Genomic DNA, 15,493 nt, shown 5'->3' with positions numbered 1-15,493 from the left:
GCTGGCGTCAACGGCGTGGGGTGACACGTAAAACCTGTGGGCGATGCCCCACGGCGTTGATAGCGCGCGTACGACAACTGAACAGGCCTTCAGGAGGTGAGCGCCGGATTCCGCGATCACGCGGACGTTCGGTGCGGTAGCTCAGAGAGCTTCGGCAGACAGAGCGTCTGAAGCCATGCTGGTGATGCTGGTCCGTTCGCGGGCCGGCGCTATGGCGTGGCCTTGGGCGCTCTCTTCATTTCAGCCGGGGCGATCATCTTCCTCGGCTGCGAGAGGGCGGCGGAGGATATGGCGAACGAACGGCAGTACAGGTTCCGGTCTCGCGTCATCGCCACGCGAGGCGTCCGGGAGTAGCGGCAGACCATCCCGAGCGTGGTCAGACCCGCGGACTCGGTCCTCGAGATCGGCTGCGCGTGGGGCACCACGACGGCGTTACTTGCCCAGCACACGCGGAAGGTCATCGGGACCGACATCTCATCGGTCTGCCTTGACCACTGGACCTGATCTGCCCTGGTGAATTCGTACGCGGGTCTCTTTCAGCCGCGCACGATCGTCGTCAACAGCGGAGCGTTGAAGAACTTCGCCGAGCGGTGCGTCGCCTGGTCGTGACCGGCGCGCTGGCGGTCACTGAACGCAGAACTCGTTGCCCTCGGGATCGGCCATCACATAGTGATATTCGGGCCACGGGCCCCATGTCGCGTCCTGCTTGTGGATCACTGTGGCGCCGAGAGCGACGATCCGCTTCATCTCGGCGTCGACCTCCTGCGGCTCCGCCCGGCGGCCTTCCGCGCTGTTGATGTCGAGGTGGACGCGGTTCTTCGCCTGCTTTCCTTCCGGCACTCGCTGGAAAAGGAACCGCGGCCCCACACCGGCGGGATCTTCGGCGAGTCCGCGGCCAGCCAGGTCCTCGTCGGTGAGGCCGGCGGCTAGCAACATCTGCCTCATGTCCTCGGGAAAGTCCCGCTTCTCATAGCCCAGAACCGCAGCCCAGAACGTCGACATCCGGTCGGGGTCTGCGCAGTCGAACGTGACGTTGCCGATCTTCACGGGAGCTCCTCACTCGCGGCCCGCGGTCGTGGCCCGCGGTCGTGGCCCGCGGTCGTGGCCCGCGGTTGTGGCCTGCGGTTGTGGCCTGCGGTCGTGACCTGACCATAGGACAGGTCACGGACAGAATGAGACCGCAATTCGCGAGGGGCTGCGAACGCCCGCCCGTCAGGCTCTTCCTTTCCGAAGGAAGGCTCAGAAGAAGTCGCGCATCCACGGAGTACGCCCGGCGAACGCCCGGTCAAGCGCGCGGAGATCGGCCTCGGTCGCCCCGGCCACCAGACCGACCCTGCTGAGCCGGCGCGGGTTGGCCCAGCCGGTGTAGAGCGACGCGAGCTGGCCGACGCCCAGCTTGACCTCCCCTCGCCCGCCGGGTTCGAGGATCGCCTGGCCGTCCTTGACCCTCAGGACGTGGGCGCCAGAGTTCCACGGCGCTGTGTCATCGGTGAGGGCAAGGTGGACCTCGACGTCGACCGAGTCGTCATATCCGCGTGCGGCGATCGCTCCCGGCGCATCCACCAACCGGGACATCCAGCACCACCCCCACCCAGCCGGTCGCAGGTCACGTTCACCCACCAACATGGACAGGGCGAACGAATGGGGCGCGATCAACTCGGCGACCTCGGCAACGGGATGGAACGCGCCCAGTAGGCGTAGGAGCGTGAGCTCCGCGTCGAGATCGACGGCGACCAGCTGGCGGATGGTCAAGGTGAAGAAGCCACGATCGTCCGCCGCGTCGCCGCGCTCGACGATGACCAGCCCGACGAGACCGCCGTCGCGTTCGGCGACGTAGGCGTCCTGATCGACCGGCTTGCCCCCGAGGAGACGTCGGGCCGCGAAGTCCGGCCCGTGCCACAGGTTGCCGGGCTCGTCCCGCGACACTTCCTCGTGGAGTTCGCGGAGCGCCGGCAGATCTCGCTCCTCGACGCGGCGCGTCGAAGTCGGGCGCGCGGGCCTCGGTAGCGCGATCAGAGCACGGAGATCCAGCTTGTGCTCGGGGTAGCTTCCCGCGACCTCCCAGCCGTGCCGGCGGTAAAGCGTGTGGTTCATCGGGAAGAGTGTCGAGAGCACCTCGCCGCGTTCGCGCATCTGCCCGAGCGCTCTGCGGATGAGGGCGCTCGCCACACCCCTCCCCCGGTACGCCGGATCGACGGCGACACCGCCGACGCCCCCCATCGGGACCCGACGCCCGCCGAACCACTGCCCGAGCTCCCAGACCGACAGCCTGCCGACGATCTCGCCGCCGTCGGTGGCAACGAGCCGGCGGTCGAGCGGGACTCCCGCGCGGTCCGCTTCCTCGTCGTACGCAGAAGACCGGGCCGCGAAGCCCAGCTGGCCGACCCGGTGCATCGGTTCACGGTCGCCGTCGAGAGCTGTCCTCACCTCTATTGCCATAACCCGGAACGCTAACGGGGCCGGATGCGCCGAGGCGACCGGGTTGTCCGGAGAGCCAGCGGTCCGCCCGGCTGACCTGGGACGGCATGATCCACTCAACCGCCGGCACTGCCGGGCGACTCAGCGGGATCGTCCATCGTGTCGACGGCCATGGCGAACTGCTCGACGGCCGCGCGTTCCTCCTCGTCGGCATCATCGGCCAGGGCCTCGCGGACGACGCGGAGAGCCACGCCAGGCGAGTAGCCCTTGCGAGCGAGCATCCCCACCAGCCGCCGAACCCGGGTCTGGCCGTCGAGACCTCGCGTCGCCACCAAGCGCCGGCTCACCAGCGCTCGTGCCGTCGCGAGCTCTGTCTCCGGGGACAGCTGGTCGACGGCCTCACCGACCTCGGCGTCACCCACCCCCCGCCGCCGGAGCTCGTGCGCGAGGGCCCGCCGCGCCAACCCACGGCCGGTGTGGCGCGATTCGACCCAGGCGCGGGCGAACGCGGCATCGTCGATGAGGCCGACCTCAGAGAACCGGCCCAACACCTTCTCGATCACATCGTCGGGGACGCCTCGCCGCTCGAGTGCCCGTGCAAGTTCGGCGCGTGACCTCGGCTGAACGGTGAGCTGCCGGAGAACGATGGCACGGGCAACCTTCTCGGGATCCGCATTCGCCCCCTCACCCGCACCATCGCCACGCGGCAGCTTCTTCGCCCTAGAAGTCCTCTGGCTCATCGGCAGGAGCGTCGACCTGCGGACCGATGCCGAGCTTTTCCTTGATCTTCTTCTCCAGCTCTTCGGCGAGGTCCGGGTTGTCCTTGAGGAACTTGCGGGCGTTTTCCTTGCCCTGCCCGAGCTGATCGCCCTCGTAGGTGTACCAGGCACCGGCCTTGCGGACGAGACCGTTCTCCACCCCGAGGTCGATCAGGCTTCCCTCACGGCTCACGCCCTCACCGAACAGGATGTCGAACTCCGCCTGCCGGAACGGCGGGGCCATCTTGTTCTTCACCACCTTGACCCGGACCCGGTTGCCCACGGCCTCCTGAGAGTCCTTCAGCGTTTCGATTCGGCGGACGTCCAGGCGCACCGAGGCGTAGAACTTCAACGCCTTCCCGCCCGTCGTCGTTTCGGGAGACCCGAACATCACGCCGACCTTCTCGCGGAGCTGGTTGATGAAGATCACCGTGGTCCTGGAGGAGTTGATCGCACCGGTGAGCTTGCGGAGCGCCTGGCTCATCAGCCGGGCCTGCAGGCCGACGTGACTGTCGCCCATCTCGCCGTCGATCTCTGCCCGCGGCACAAGTGCCGCCACCGAGTCGACGACCACGATGTCGAGCGCGCCGGAGCGGATCAGCATGTCGGCGATCTCGAGCGCCTGCTCGCCGCTGTCGGGCTGGGACACCAGGAGCGCGTCGGTGTCGACACCCAGCTTCTTGGCGTATTCCGGATCGAGCGCGTGCTCGGCGTCGATGAAGCCGGCGACACCTCCGCCGCGTTGGGCGTTCGCCACCGCGTGCAGCGCGATGGTCGTCTTACCGCTGCTCTCCGGTCCGTAGATCTCCACCACGCGCCCGCGCGGGAGTCCACCGATGCCGAGGGCGACGTCGAGCGCGATCGCGCCGGACGGGATCACCTCGACCGGGGCGCGTCCCTCCTGTCCGAGGCGCATCACCGCCCCCTTGCCAAACTGCCGCTCGATCTGGGCTATCGCCGTATCGAGGGCCTTCTCGCGGTCTTGACCTGCCATGCTCGCCATCCCGGTCGGGTCGGGGGCTCGCCGGGAACCCCGGGTCTTTTTCTGCGCCCTGTCCTTGGGTGCACTGTCTCTGTGCGCTCTGTCTGCCACGACCACGACGTTAGAGGTAGCCACCGACATCGATCATGGTGGCCGACACACCTGTGGACGATGCAGCCGTTTCGAGCGTTGTGGACAAAACCCGCCACCTTGCCGGCGGGACCTCCGTACCACACTACGACTCTATGGCGAACACGTGTTCGAAGGCCAGCGACACGCCGGGGACGCGCGCTCAGCGTTCGGACGGCGGCAGCTCGAGTGCGCGCCAGACAGCGCGCCAGACGTCCTTGGCGTCCCACCCGGCGTCCAACGCCTGTTGGACGGTACGCTCACCCAGGTCGGCGAGGACGTGATCACGCGCCCAGGTACGCGCATAGGTGTCACCCAGATGCTGGTCCATCCTTCGCCAGAACTCCGTCAGCCGCACCCACCCAGTATCCGACATGGGCACGAAACACCCATCCGGGCGTACCACCACGGCGAGACCGGCACCCCGGACTGGCGTACGAATGTCCGCAGGCGGACCATGGAGCGGGTCCACGGACACGGAGCCGCGCGGCGGGCAGCGGCCGTATCGACGGGCCAGGACAGGCGTGAACGCCGGCGGCCGAGTAGTCCGCCGGCCACCCGAGGAGGACCTCATGCAGTCGTGTGTGCTGCTCAAGTACGGCGAGCTGGCACTGAAGGGTCGCAACCGCTGGCGGTTCGAGGAGACCCTGCTGCGCAACCTCGACAACACCCTCGCCGATCTCGGCGACATCTCGGTTCGGCGGCGCTACGGCGTCCTCGTCGTCAAGGGCGCTCCCCTACCGGTCCTCGTCGAACGTACGCAGGCCGTCCTGGGACTCGCCCTCGTCCATCCCGCGGTCATGGTCAAGCCGTCACTCACCGCCATCGAACGCGGCGCTCTGGACCTGCTTCGTCCGTACGCACGAGACAACCGCGACGGCCACGGGCCTGCCACCCGCGCCACCAACGCCGCGACAGTCGGCATTACCAGCGGCACCAACCACGGCCCGGCAACGTTCGCGATCCGTCCGCGGCGGCGCTGGAAGGGGTTCGAGATGCGCTCGCACGCGATCGCGGTCCGCCTCGGCGACCGCGTGCGAGCCGAACTCGGGCTTGAGGTCGACCTGCGGAACCCCGACGTCGAACTCGGCATCGAGATCGACCGGCACGAGGTCCTGCTCTACACCGAGAAACTGCCAGGTCAGGGCGGCCTACCAGTCGGCGTCAACGGGCGGGCACTGACCCTGCTGTCCGGCGGCTTCGACTCGCCGGTGGCCGGCTACCGCACGATGCGGCGCGGACTCGCGACCGACTATGTGCACTTTTCCGGCATGCCGTTCACCGGTCCCGAGTCGGTCTACAAGGCGTACGCCCTGGCGGCCCGGCTCGACCGCTACCGCGGTGGCGGCTCGCGGCTGTGGGTGGTGTCGTTCGGCAACGCCCAGCGCTCGCTCGCCACGGCGGGCGCCGGCAAGCTGCAGGTCCTGGCACAGCGCCGCCTGATGGTGCGCGTGGCGTCCCGACTCGGCGCGAAGGTGGGCGCTCAGGCGATCGTCACCGGCGACTCGCTGGGGCAGGTGTCCAGCCAGACGCTGCCCAACCTGGTGGCGGTGGAGGCGGCCGCGGAACTGCCGTTGCTGCGTCCGCTGCTCGGCTGGGACAAGACCGAGATCGTCGCCGAGGCCGAGCGGATCGGCACGGCGGAGATCTCGAAGATGCCCGACGAGGACTGCTGCACGTTGTTCGCGTCGCCGCTCGCGGAGACCAAGGCCCAGGTGAGTGCGCTCGAAAAGATCGAACGCCGCCTCGACCTCGAACCACTGGTCGACGAACTGATCTCCGCCGCGACACTGCACGAGTTCGCCGTCAAGGCCGATCACGCCGCCGCCTGACGCGAGGTCGGAACGCTCAGCGAGAACCGCCGCCGGCCCATGATCATGAAGGAATCTCGGCACGTGTGCCCACTTTTCCTTCATGACCACGAACATGATCACCCCGGTCCACGTCGGGGAGCGCCGCAGTGAAGGAGACCCTTCGCGGGGTCACTTCAGCAGGACCTGCCCGATCCGCCGCGACGCGAGCCACAACCCGGCGACGGCCATCGCCACCAGATAGCCGACACTCACCAACAGGTCCCACGACAGTGACCCCAGCGTGAGGCTCCGCAACAGCACCACTCCGTGGTACAGCGGCGTGAGCTGGACCAGGAACTGCCCGACCGGTGGATAGGCCGAGAGCGGGAAGAACGTCGCGGACAACAAGAACATCGGCAGGATCGCCAGGCTGACGAACTCGAAGTCCTGCCAGCTACGCATGTACGTCGTCCCCGCCATGCCGACCGAGGCGAAGGCGAACCCCACCAGAATCGCGGCCGGCAGTGCCAGCACCGCCCACCACGAGGCGAGCAGCCCCATGACGAGCATGGTCACGATGAAGGCCGCGGCGTAGAGCCCGCCGCGGATGAGGGCCCAGATCACCTCACCTGCCGCGACATCCCATGGTCGTATCGGGGTCGCGAGCACGGCGTCGTACAGCTTCGAGTACTTCAGCTTGAAGAACAGGTTGTACGTCGTGTCGGCGATCGCACCGTTCATCGCACTCGAGGCCAGCATGGCCGGAGCGATGAACGCCGGATAGCTCACCAACCGCCCGTCCACCACGAACCCGTCGACCAGCTGCGAGATCCCGACTCCGATCGCCAGCAGGTAGAACAGCGGCTCGAAGAAACCCGACACCAGCACCAGCCAGTCGTGCCGGTAGACCATGAGGTTGCGTTCGACCAGCAACCACGCCCGCCCGCGCGGCGGGGGTAGCGGGACCATCCGCAGGACCAGAGCGGCCATGGGCACACGCACCTCCACCTACGTGACGAGCCGGCGCCGGAACCCCCGCGCCGCCCACCACACGCCCACGCCGATCCACAGGCACAGGTAGCTGACATTGCCGGCCACCCACCACCAGGTGGGCTCACCCAGGGTGAACATCCGGGCCAGGTGGACGCCGTGCCACAGCGGTGTGGCGTAAGCGACCGGCTGGGCGGCCACCGGCAGCTGGCTGACCGGGAAGAACGCGCCGGAGAACAAGAACATCGGCAGGATGGCGAACCGGAAGTACATCGAGAAGATCGTGTCGCGGTCGGTCGTCACCGCCATCGCGAACGTCGGCGCCGCGACCGCGAGCCCGGTGAGCAGCCCCGCCACGACGGCCAGAACTCCCCACGGCGAGGCGACGGCGCCGAACGCGGTGATCACCGCGAGGTAGACGACGCAGGTGGTGAGCACCCGGAACGCGACGAAAAGCAGGTGCCCAACCAGCACGTCCGCGACGCCCAACGGCGTCGCCAGCATGGCGAAGTAGGTCTTGAACCACTTCCAGCCACCCATCACGGGGTACGACGACTCGAACGACGCGGTTTGCATCGCCGTGGCCGCGAGCAGGCCGGGCGCGATGAACTGCAGGTACGTCTGGCCACCCAGCGCCGATCTTCCCTCACCCGCATCGACGTACGCACCGAGGCCAAGGCCCATCGCGGCGAGGAAGAGCGACGGTACGAGGAAGCTCGAGATGATCGTGCCGCGCCAGGTGCGCTTGTACGAGACCATCCAGTACTCGTACGCACGCAGGGCTCTGTCCCACCGGGCCGACCGCGTTCGGGCTGTCACCATGCGAGGTCCCGGTCAGTCGACGAGCGTACGGCCGGTGAGGCGGAGAAAGACGTCTTCGAGGGTGCTCCGGCGGACCAGAAGGCCCTGCGGTGCCAGGCCGCGCTTGTTCACGGCGTTGGCGGCGGCGTCCCCGTCGTAGGTGTACAGGAGTACACGGTCGGGCAGGACCTCGATCCGGTCGGCGAGGTCGGCGACCTTCTCGGCCGCACTCTCCTGCCCGCCGACCCCGAACCGCAACTCGACCACCTCCCGGGTCGAGTGGGCGCGGATCAGGTCGCCCGGCGAACCCTCGGCGACGATCCGGCCCTTGTCCATGACGACCAGCCGGTCACAGAGCTGCTCGGCCTCGTCCATGTAGTGGGTGGTGAGAACCAGCGTGACCCCGCGCTGCTTCAGCTGGAACAACCGGTCCCACACGAGATGCCGTGCCTGCGGGTCGAGCCCGGTCGTAGGCTCGTCGAGCAGCATGATGTCGGGATCGTTGACGAGGGCTCGGACGATGGTGAGTCGGCGCTTCATCCCACCCGACAGGTCCGCGACCTTGGCGCTCGCCTTCTCCGACAGCTGGGCGAAGTCCAGCAGCTCCGTTGCCTTGTCGGCACACGCCCGCCTGGACATGCCGAAGTAGCGGCCGTAGATCACGAGGTTCTCCCGGACCGTCAGCTCCTCGTCGAGCCAGTCGTCCTGAGGGCACACGCCGAGCCGGGCCCGGATGCGGGAACCGTCGACGACCGGATCCATGTCGAGGATGCGGAGGCTCCCGCCGGAGATCGGCGACACGCAGCCGATCATCCGCATCGTCGAGCTCTTGCCGGCACCGTTCGGCCCGAGGAAGCCGAAGACCTCACCAGCTGACACCTCGACGTCGATCCCGGCAACGGCGACGAACGAGTCGAAACGTTTGTACAGCCCCCGCGCCTCGATGAGCGATCCCACCGCGTCCCTCCCCGGACGTCGCGGCTGCCCGGCCCCTGCCTGCCCTGCCCGACCGGACCACCCTGCAACGACTGTAATCGCGGATCCGGCGGGTGCCAGTCGATGCGACACCGAGATCAACGCGGACGACGGCCAAAAATGATCAACGGTGGCGAATTCGGACAGTGCCAAACGGGTGTCCGAATTCGCCACCGTTGATCATCTTGGCCGGGCGGCTCGAGGAACCTAGTCGGCTGACCAACGGGACAGCTTGCGCGCGACCGTACGAGCCCTGTCCGCGGCCCCGGGCGGCAGGGCGGCGATGGCGCGGAACGCCTGCCGGTGCAGCCACGGCTCCGACGTGACCCGGGCGACGACCCGCCGCGGAATCGCCCGATACGCGATCCCTCTGACGCCGACGATCCGCCCGCCCTGCACGACCGCCGTGCCGATCGGGATCGCGGGCTGCCGTCCGGACGGGTCCGTACGCAGGGACAACGGGTGCCGGCCGGACGGCAGGGTGGTCACGTCATTGAACGCCAGGACCGCCTCCTGCGCCGGTTGGATCCGGCCAGGCAGAGTCCGGGACGACCCGGCCCTGCCGATCACGACCTCGACCTCGCGTGGACCGGTGCCGGGCGCCGCCTGCACGGGTACGGCGAGATGCAGCTGGGCACCGCGCGCCTGCAGCGGACCGATACCGCGCGCGGCGAGCTCGCCGGCGAGGCTCTGGTTGCGTTCGTCGATCTCCAGCGACAGCTGGCCGAGCGGGAGGGTGCGGTGCGGGACGATGATGCGCGACGGGTTGCCGACGACGGCGGGGATCAGCGCGCCGTCCCATCGAGAGCCGCCGTCGATGGTGAGCCTGACCGCCCGTCCGAGGCCGAGTGACCGGATGGCGACCCACATGTCGTAACGGCCCGGCTCCAACGGCGCTCCACCGGCAAGGGTGCGGGGGTCGAACGTCGCCGTACCCGCCAGCACCACCTGGTAGCAGTCCTGGCGCCCCGCGCCGACCGGAACCAACGTGGCCCGCAGTGTCGTCGGCGCGAACCACCACAGGTTGGTGTCGCGGTGGAACACGCGTACTTCTGCGGTCGCGTCCGCGCACGGGTCGCCGGCGTCCCAGGAGTCGATCGTGGACAGACCTGAGACCAACGACGGGTCGACCTCGAACCGCCCGCCCCGCTCCACGATGACCACCGGCGAGCCGTCAGCATGCAGGAGGCCGGCCCGCACGTCGGCGCACAGAGAGCTGTTCTCCCAGCGCAGGTCGTCGACGGTGGCGAAGCCCCGGACGTTCTCGCAGCGCCGGGCAAGCTCCATCAGGCCGTCGAGCCGGTCACGTTCGAGAAGCGCCGCGCGGAGCCGCATGATCGGCGGGAGGCCGGCCACGACCTCGCCACCCGCGAACCTTCCGTCGCTGCCGGCGAAACAGGCGAACGCGAGTTCACGGACGACCCGGAAGCCCTCGTTGCGGTAGCCGTCGGAGTACTGCAACAGCCGCGGCTCGCACAGCCTGCGCATCATCTCGATCCGGAAGAAGCGGCGCAGCAGTCGGTTGCGGAGCTCGCCTGGCTCCGTACCGGCCTTCACCGCGTCGATCACCTCGCGGAGATTGCCGTAGTAACCCCGCATCGACGACCGGGTGCTGCTGCTGTTCCCGCGGTCGTCACGACGGTTCCAGAAATAGCAGGCGTAGTCGCCGACGATCGAGACGGTCTTGGCCCGGAGGTACGCCTGCACCATGAACAGCTGGTCTTCCAGCCGGCGCTTCCCTTCGGGGAACCGCAGGTCGTTGTCCTGCAGGAACGAACGACGGAACATCTTGTGCGGACTCACGCTCTCGATCAGCGGAGCGTCTTCGATCGTGCAGCGTTCGACGTTGCGGGCGAACACGTGACTCGGCGCGGTCATCGTGCCGGCCACCTTGCCCAGCACGATGTCGCTGGAGTTGCGTGCTCCGATGGCGTACATCCGCTGGAGCGCCTCGGGCGCCATCTCGTCGTCCTGGTCGACGAACTGGACGTACTCGCCGCGTGCCTGGTCGACGCCGACGTTGCGAGGCTTGCCCGGCCAGCCGGAGTTTTCCTGGTGCAGGACTCTCACGTGCGGGTGTTCGGCCGCCAGCTTGTCGAGGCGGGCGGGCGAGGCATCGGTGGAGCCGTCGTCGACGAAGACGATCTCGTACTCCTCCGGCGTGAGGCTCTGGTCGAGCAACGAGTCAACACACCGGTCGAGATAGGGACCCGGGTTGTAAACGGGCACGACGACGCTGACCTTGATCATGAATCCCCCGCAAACCTGTGGTCCGCTCGACTCCTGCGCGTGAGCTTTGGCTTCCCGCTGGGTCCCCTACTCAAACCGGTCAGGGGGCACAGTCAGTGGCAACTGGGAACAAGGAGTTATCGAGCCGTTAAACGACCAAGTCCGAAGCGCGCGGAATGTCCCAGAAATGAAGGTCTGGCGGGGCAGGTCAGGTGTCGCGGGCGCTGGTGCTGCTGGTGGTGAGGTCGTCCGCCGCCGCGTCCCGGCCTGGCACCTCGGCAGCGTCGGACGGCTCGGCAGCGTCGGACAGCTCGGCAGGGTCGGACAGCTCGGCAGGGTCGGACAGCTCGGCAGGGTCGGACGGCTCAGTCGGATCCTCGGTGTCCGTACCGCCCTCAGTGTCCGTACCGTCCTCGGCGACCATCTCCTCCGCGACGGGCTGAAGGACGGCGCCACGTCGTGGACCTGCCCCGTGTTCACCGGACCACTCCACATCGGCGGCGGCGATCAGCGCGTCGGCGGCGGTGTTCCATCGCTCCTGGGCGGGTGGCTCGTCGGGACCGAGCAGATAGGCCCGCGCCACGTCACGGTCCCGGGCGAGTGGGTCATCGGACAGGATCGTGTCGACGACCTCACCGATGTCGGCGCCCGGATTGAGCAGGTAGGCGGAGCTGGTGCTGGGGAAGGTCGCGCGGAACGTCTCCTCCGAAAGGCCCTTGGGGTTGGCGACGACGCACGGCTTGCCGGTGCTCAGGAAGTCGGACACGACGCTCGACACGTCCGCGATCATGAGATCGGTCTCGTTGTAACACTCGAAGAGGGTGGGCAGGCGGTCCGAGACGACGACCGGGCGTCCGGCGTAGGCCGCCCGGTAGATGGTGTGCCACTCCCCCTGCAGGCGCTCGGCCTCAGCCGGCGGAAGATCGGGATCGGCCAGCTGAGCGGCGATCATGTCCAGGCGGGACTGTTGGTCGGCGGCGACCGCGCCGTGGCGGTCGGCGGCGGCCTCGATCATGGCGCGGATCTCCCGATCGGCCCGCGCGGCCACCGGGTCACGGGTGCCGGTGAGCGGATGCGGCTTGTAGATCAGCCGGACGGGGACGCTCGACTCGAGCAGCCGCCGGACCAGCTCCGGGCCCATCACCGTCAGCGACGTCTGGAAGTGATCGTCGGTCCAGCCTTCCCAGGTGGGCAGGTAGAGCACGGTGAGCGGTCGGCCTGGGCCCGGCGTCGGCACGGGTCCGCTCCGGCGCTCCAGGACGTCGAGCTGGGGTCGGCCGACCTCCACGATGTCCTCGTCGCGTACGCCCACCTTGGCGCGCGCGTAGCGCTCCCTGCCGGCGGAGCCCGCGACCCAGATCTGGTCGTAGACCTTACTGAAGGGGTTGAAGCTCGCCACCTTGTCGCTGTCGCCGTGGCCGATGAAGACGTGCTTGATCCGCGGCTCGCGGAGGAAGTGGATGTTGTTGCCGACGTTGGAGACATAGAGCGCGATCCGCGCGTCGGGCAGGGCGAAGTTCATCAGGTCGACTCCGCGCGGGATGCCCACGATCGGGACAGTGGTGCGGCCGAGGTTGCGCACGGCGTGCCGCTGCCGGACCACCACGACGCACGGCTGCGGCATCCGCTCGAGGGTCTGCAGCCACATGTCGGCCTGGTAGAGCTCGTTCGCGGAGCCGCTGAAGTAGAGCACCACCTCAGGACCGTGGGCGTGCAGGGCGTCGCTCACGCCGTCGAGTAGCCGCTGGCTGTGAGGACGCCGGCCCAGCAGGACGAGCTGGCGCACCAGGAGAAGGCTCGCGACCGCGACCGTGCCGGTGTAGAAACCGACCATGAGTCCGAACGACCAGAAGGCGTTGGTGTAGACGCTCACCGCGCCCGCGATCATCGGAAGCAGGCCCAGAGCCATCAACCGCAGGGCAGCGTCGTCGGTGAGCAGCTTCGGTAGCTCAACCGGACGCAGGTCCTCCGCCATCTCGATGCCGCGCACTTCCACGGGAGGGAGGGTCCGGCGGCTGACCAGGGTCAGCAGTCCGAGATAGCCGATCCGGCAGACCGGGATGGCGAGTGCCACGACGGTGATCGCGAGAAGCTCGGCCCGGTTCATGTCGCGGTTGGCGTCGGTGATGGCCACCAGGAGCAGGAACAGGAAGATCTGGGCGAACGCCCGGTGGGAGATCCCGATCTGGGCCCGACGCAGGAGCAGGACCACCGGGCGGTACCGGCGTTCGACCAGCACGTCGACGGCCGACGCGACCAGCAGCACCAGCGCGAACAGCAGCGGCCGGGCCAGGACAGCAGTCACGACCAGGCCGGCATAGCTCGCGATCAGGGCAGCCAGTGCGGCGATCAGGGCCCCTCGTGGAGCGAGCACGTGCAACACGGTGGAATCGTCTCCCGGATGTCGTCGACGGCGGTGGAAGCCATGCCGGTGTCGTGGCGCGGACCCTACTCCGACCCTGGCGTCAGGTCAGGCATCGGTCCTTTGCCGTCACAGCCTGGCGCATGCGTTCGAGAGCCGGTGGTTCAGGGGGGCCGAGGAGCTGCTCGCGCAACGCGGCACGCTCGTCGACGGCCGGATCGGCGCTGCCCCGCCCGGCGGCGAGCAGGCTGGCCAACCCGTGCCCGTCGGGGTCGACGAGGTAGCCCCCACGGCTCGAAGGGTAGCGCCCGACGAACTCCGCGCCAGAGAGGCCCGCAGGGTTGGTGACGGCGTAGGGGCGTCCGCTGGCCAGGAAGTCGGTGATGAGGCTCGAGACGTCGCTCAGGAGAACGTCGGCAGCGGCGAAGCATGCCTGGACGCTGAAGTGGGGACCCGGCGCCACCACGTGGCCGCGGTGTACCGGCTCGGGGGTGCTTTCCGGTGCGTCCGCTGCGTACGGCAGGGCGGGCGTGTACGGCGCGAGCTGTTTGGCGGCCCACACATCGAGGGCCGCCAGCTGTTCGGCGCGGGAGGTGAGCACCGGCGAGCGGGCCACCTCCAGGTCGTCGCGTGCATGGGCGTACGCCTCCGCGGGAGCGACGGGCGCCGGCACCTCCTGCGCCCCCAGGAGGTCGAGGATCTCCCGATGGGCGCGTACGACGGCCGGGTCGCGGGTCCCAGCGAGCGGATGGGGCCGGTAGATGACGCGGACGTCGGGCTCGGCGAGGAGCAGCCGGACGAGAGTGACTCCGCACGGGCCGAGCGAGCTCTGGTGCGGCTCGTCGCCGTAGCCCTCCCAGGTCGGTGCGTAGACCACGGTCAGCTGCTCGGGCTGCACCTCCCGATGAGTGGTGACGAGGGCGTCGAGCTGCGGGCGTCCGATGTCGAGGACCCGGGAGTCGTCGATGTCCAGGCCGGCGGTGCGGAACCGTTCCCTGGCGCCGGGACCCGCCACCCAGATCTCGTCGTACGCCTTGAGGAACGGGTTGGTCGTCACCGCCTTGTCGCTGTCGCCGTGTCCGATGAAGACATGGCGGACCCCCTTGCGCCGCAACAGGTGCAGGTTGTTCGCGGAGTGGGCGACGTACATCGCCACGCGTAGCTGCGGTAGCGGCTGGCCCATCAGCACCGTTCCGTGCTCGATGCAGAGCACGGGTATCCGGGTGGGGCCGAGCGCCCGCAGGCTCTCCCGGTCACGGAGGATCAGCAGAGCCGGGACGTCCAGGCGCTCGAGGGTCTCCACCCACATCTCGAGTTGGTAGAGGGTCTGCGGAGCTCCGCCGAAGTAGAGCGCCACCTCCGGGGCAACCTTGTCCAGCGCCCGGTTGACCGCCGCCTCCAGCCGCGGTTTCGTCACCCGCCGCATGGCGAGCGCCGAAAACCCCAGGAGTCCGGCCGCCACCGCGACGAGGGTGACCGCCAGCACCACGCCGACGAGGAGCAGCGGGTACGCACCGGAAAGCAGGCCGAGCGCGGCTCCGGCCGCGAGCAGGACGTCGGGGCAGCCCAGCGACAGCGGAAGGTACTGCCCGACCACGGGGTGCGGAGCGCTCGGGATCTCGACCGGGGCGAGCGACAGCCCGCGGGTCACGACCGGCATCTTGCGCTGGCGGTGGACGAGCTCGGACAACGCCATGCCGGCCGCCCGCAGCGTCACCACTGCCAACACGCCCGCGACCGCCGTCACGAACCAGCCGGACGGCGAGTCGGACCGGGCCAGGAGGACGACCACGGACAACCCGTAGAGCAGGCCCCGCCACGGCGCGCCCGCGCCGACCCGACCGGCGGCCCAGGCGAGGAACGGTGCCCGCCACCCGACCGCGACCTCCAACGCCGTGACCAGCAGAGCGGCCGGAAGAAAGACGACCGGCAAGGGCACCAGGGCGGCCGCGACGAGGAGCGCGTACGCGGCGGCGAGTCCGGCGGCCAGCCCGATGCCGGTCCGGTCGAGCCTCGGCGAGGGGACTCGTTCGGTGACCTGGATGGTCTGCACGGT

13 protein-coding genes are annotated in these 15,493 nt (G+C 68.9%); 2 read left to right on the top strand and 11 right to left on the bottom strand.

Features of this window, described 5'->3' with window-relative positions; all coding sequences use genetic code 11:
- Window positions 1-372 precede the first annotated feature (372 nt).
- On the top strand, window positions 373-504 hold the full coding sequence (locus ABN028_RS03415; protein ID WP_349695582.1) for a class I SAM-dependent methyltransferase: 132 nt from the start codon (window positions 373-375) through the stop codon (window positions 502-504).
- 120 nt (window positions 505-624) lie between these two features.
- Here ABN028_RS03415 and ABN028_RS03410 read toward each other — a convergent pair whose 3' ends face one another.
- The 5 genes from ABN028_RS03410 to ABN028_RS03390 all read right to left on the bottom strand — a co-directional run bounded on the left by ABN028_RS03410 (window position 625) and on the right by ABN028_RS03390 (window position 4,645).
- Entirely contained in the window at window positions 625-1,047 is a 423-nt protein-coding gene (locus ABN028_RS03410) for a VOC family protein (RefSeq protein WP_349695581.1), read from the bottom strand.
- A 192-nt stretch (window positions 1,048-1,239) separates the two neighbouring features.
- The gene (locus tag ABN028_RS03405; RefSeq protein WP_349326450.1) at window positions 1,240-2,427 is read right to left on the bottom strand and encodes a GNAT family N-acetyltransferase; all 1,188 of its coding nucleotides are present in this window, start codon (window positions 2,425-2,427) and stop codon (window positions 1,240-1,242) included.
- A 107-nt stretch (window positions 2,428-2,534) separates the two neighbouring features.
- Complete coding sequence (locus ABN028_RS03400; protein ID WP_349695580.1) at window positions 2,535-3,158, bottom strand: regulatory protein RecX; 624 nt, start codon at window positions 3,156-3,158, stop codon at window positions 2,535-2,537.
- Window positions 3,139-4,170, bottom strand: a complete 1,032-nt coding sequence (gene recA, locus ABN028_RS03395; RefSeq protein ID WP_349326448.1) for a recombinase RecA — start codon at window positions 4,168-4,170, stop codon at window positions 3,139-3,141. Before recA ends, ABN028_RS03400 begins: the two co-directional genes overlap by 20 nt.
- Before the next feature lie 280 nt (window positions 4,171-4,450).
- Entirely contained in the window at window positions 4,451-4,645 is a 195-nt protein-coding gene (locus ABN028_RS03390) for a DUF3046 domain-containing protein (RefSeq protein ID WP_349326446.1), read from the bottom strand.
- Between the two features lie 214 nt (window positions 4,646-4,859).
- Here ABN028_RS03390 and thiI point away from each other — a divergent pair, with 214 nt between their 5' ends.
- Entirely contained in the window at window positions 4,860-6,119 is a 1,260-nt protein-coding gene (thiI, locus tag ABN028_RS03385) for a tRNA uracil 4-sulfurtransferase ThiI (protein WP_349695579.1), read from the top strand.
- A gap of 150 nt (window positions 6,120-6,269) precedes the next feature.
- Here the strand turns inward: thiI and ABN028_RS03380 are convergent, their stop codons facing one another.
- From ABN028_RS03380 to ABN028_RS03355, 6 genes are all read right to left on the bottom strand, one after another.
- Window positions 6,270-7,070, bottom strand: coding sequence for an ABC transporter permease (locus tag ABN028_RS03380; RefSeq protein ID WP_349695578.1), 801 nt, complete (start codon window positions 7,068-7,070; stop codon window positions 6,270-6,272).
- 18 nt (window positions 7,071-7,088) lie between these two features.
- Window positions 7,089-7,892 (bottom strand): ABC transporter permease, encoded by an 804-nt coding sequence (locus ABN028_RS03375; RefSeq protein ID WP_349326440.1) that lies wholly within the window; start codon window positions 7,890-7,892, stop codon window positions 7,089-7,091.
- Between the two features lie 12 nt (window positions 7,893-7,904).
- Window positions 7,905-8,828 (bottom strand): ABC transporter ATP-binding protein, encoded by a 924-nt coding sequence (locus tag ABN028_RS03370; RefSeq protein WP_349326439.1) that lies wholly within the window; start codon window positions 8,826-8,828, stop codon window positions 7,905-7,907.
- Between the two features lie 225 nt (window positions 8,829-9,053).
- Window positions 9,054-11,096 (bottom strand): glycosyltransferase, encoded by a 2,043-nt coding sequence (locus tag ABN028_RS03365; protein ID WP_349695577.1) that lies wholly within the window; start codon window positions 11,094-11,096, stop codon window positions 9,054-9,056.
- 187 nt (window positions 11,097-11,283) lie between these two features.
- Window positions 11,284-13,449, bottom strand: a complete 2,166-nt coding sequence (locus ABN028_RS03360; protein WP_349695576.1) for a CDP-glycerol glycerophosphotransferase family protein — start codon at window positions 13,447-13,449, stop codon at window positions 11,284-11,286.
- Between the two features lie 91 nt (window positions 13,450-13,540).
- Complete coding sequence (locus ABN028_RS03355) at window positions 13,541-15,490, bottom strand: hypothetical protein (protein WP_349695575.1); 1,950 nt, start codon at window positions 15,488-15,490, stop codon at window positions 13,541-13,543.
- Window positions 15,491-15,493 lie beyond the last annotated feature (3 nt).

The organism is Actinopolymorpha sp. B17G11 (assembly GCF_040196095.1).
Classification (GTDB): Bacteria; Actinomycetota; Actinomycetes; order Propionibacteriales; family Actinopolymorphaceae; genus Thermasporomyces.
The sequence above is the reverse complement of the archived record's forward strand: the minus strand, read 5'-3'. Positions and strand labels throughout refer to the sequence as shown.

What these genes read in the sequence shown, in the direction of transcription:
- ABN028_RS03380 (WP_349695578.1), bottom strand. Translation starts at nt 7,070, where the DNA reads ATGGCCGCTCTGGTCCTGCGGATGGTCCCGCTACCCCCGCCGCGCGGG.
- ABN028_RS03375 (WP_349326440.1), bottom strand. Translation starts at nt 7,892, where the DNA reads ATGGTGACAGCCCGAACGCGGTCGGCCCGGTGGGACAGAGCCCTGCGT.
- thiI (WP_349695579.1), top strand. Translation starts at nt 4,860, where the DNA reads ATGCAGTCGTGTGTGCTGCTCAAGTACGGCGAGCTGGCACTGAAGGGT.
- ABN028_RS03365 (WP_349695577.1), bottom strand. Translation starts at nt 11,096, where the DNA reads ATGATCAAGGTCAGCGTCGTCGTGCCCGTTTACAACCCGGGTCCCTAT.
- recA (WP_349326448.1), bottom strand. Translation starts at nt 4,170, where the DNA reads ATGGCAGGTCAAGACCGCGAGAAGGCCCTCGATACGGCGATAGCCCAG.
- ABN028_RS03400 (WP_349695580.1), bottom strand. Translation starts at nt 3,158, where the DNA reads ATGAGCCAGAGGACTTCTAGGGCGAAGAAGCTGCCGCGTGGCGATGGT.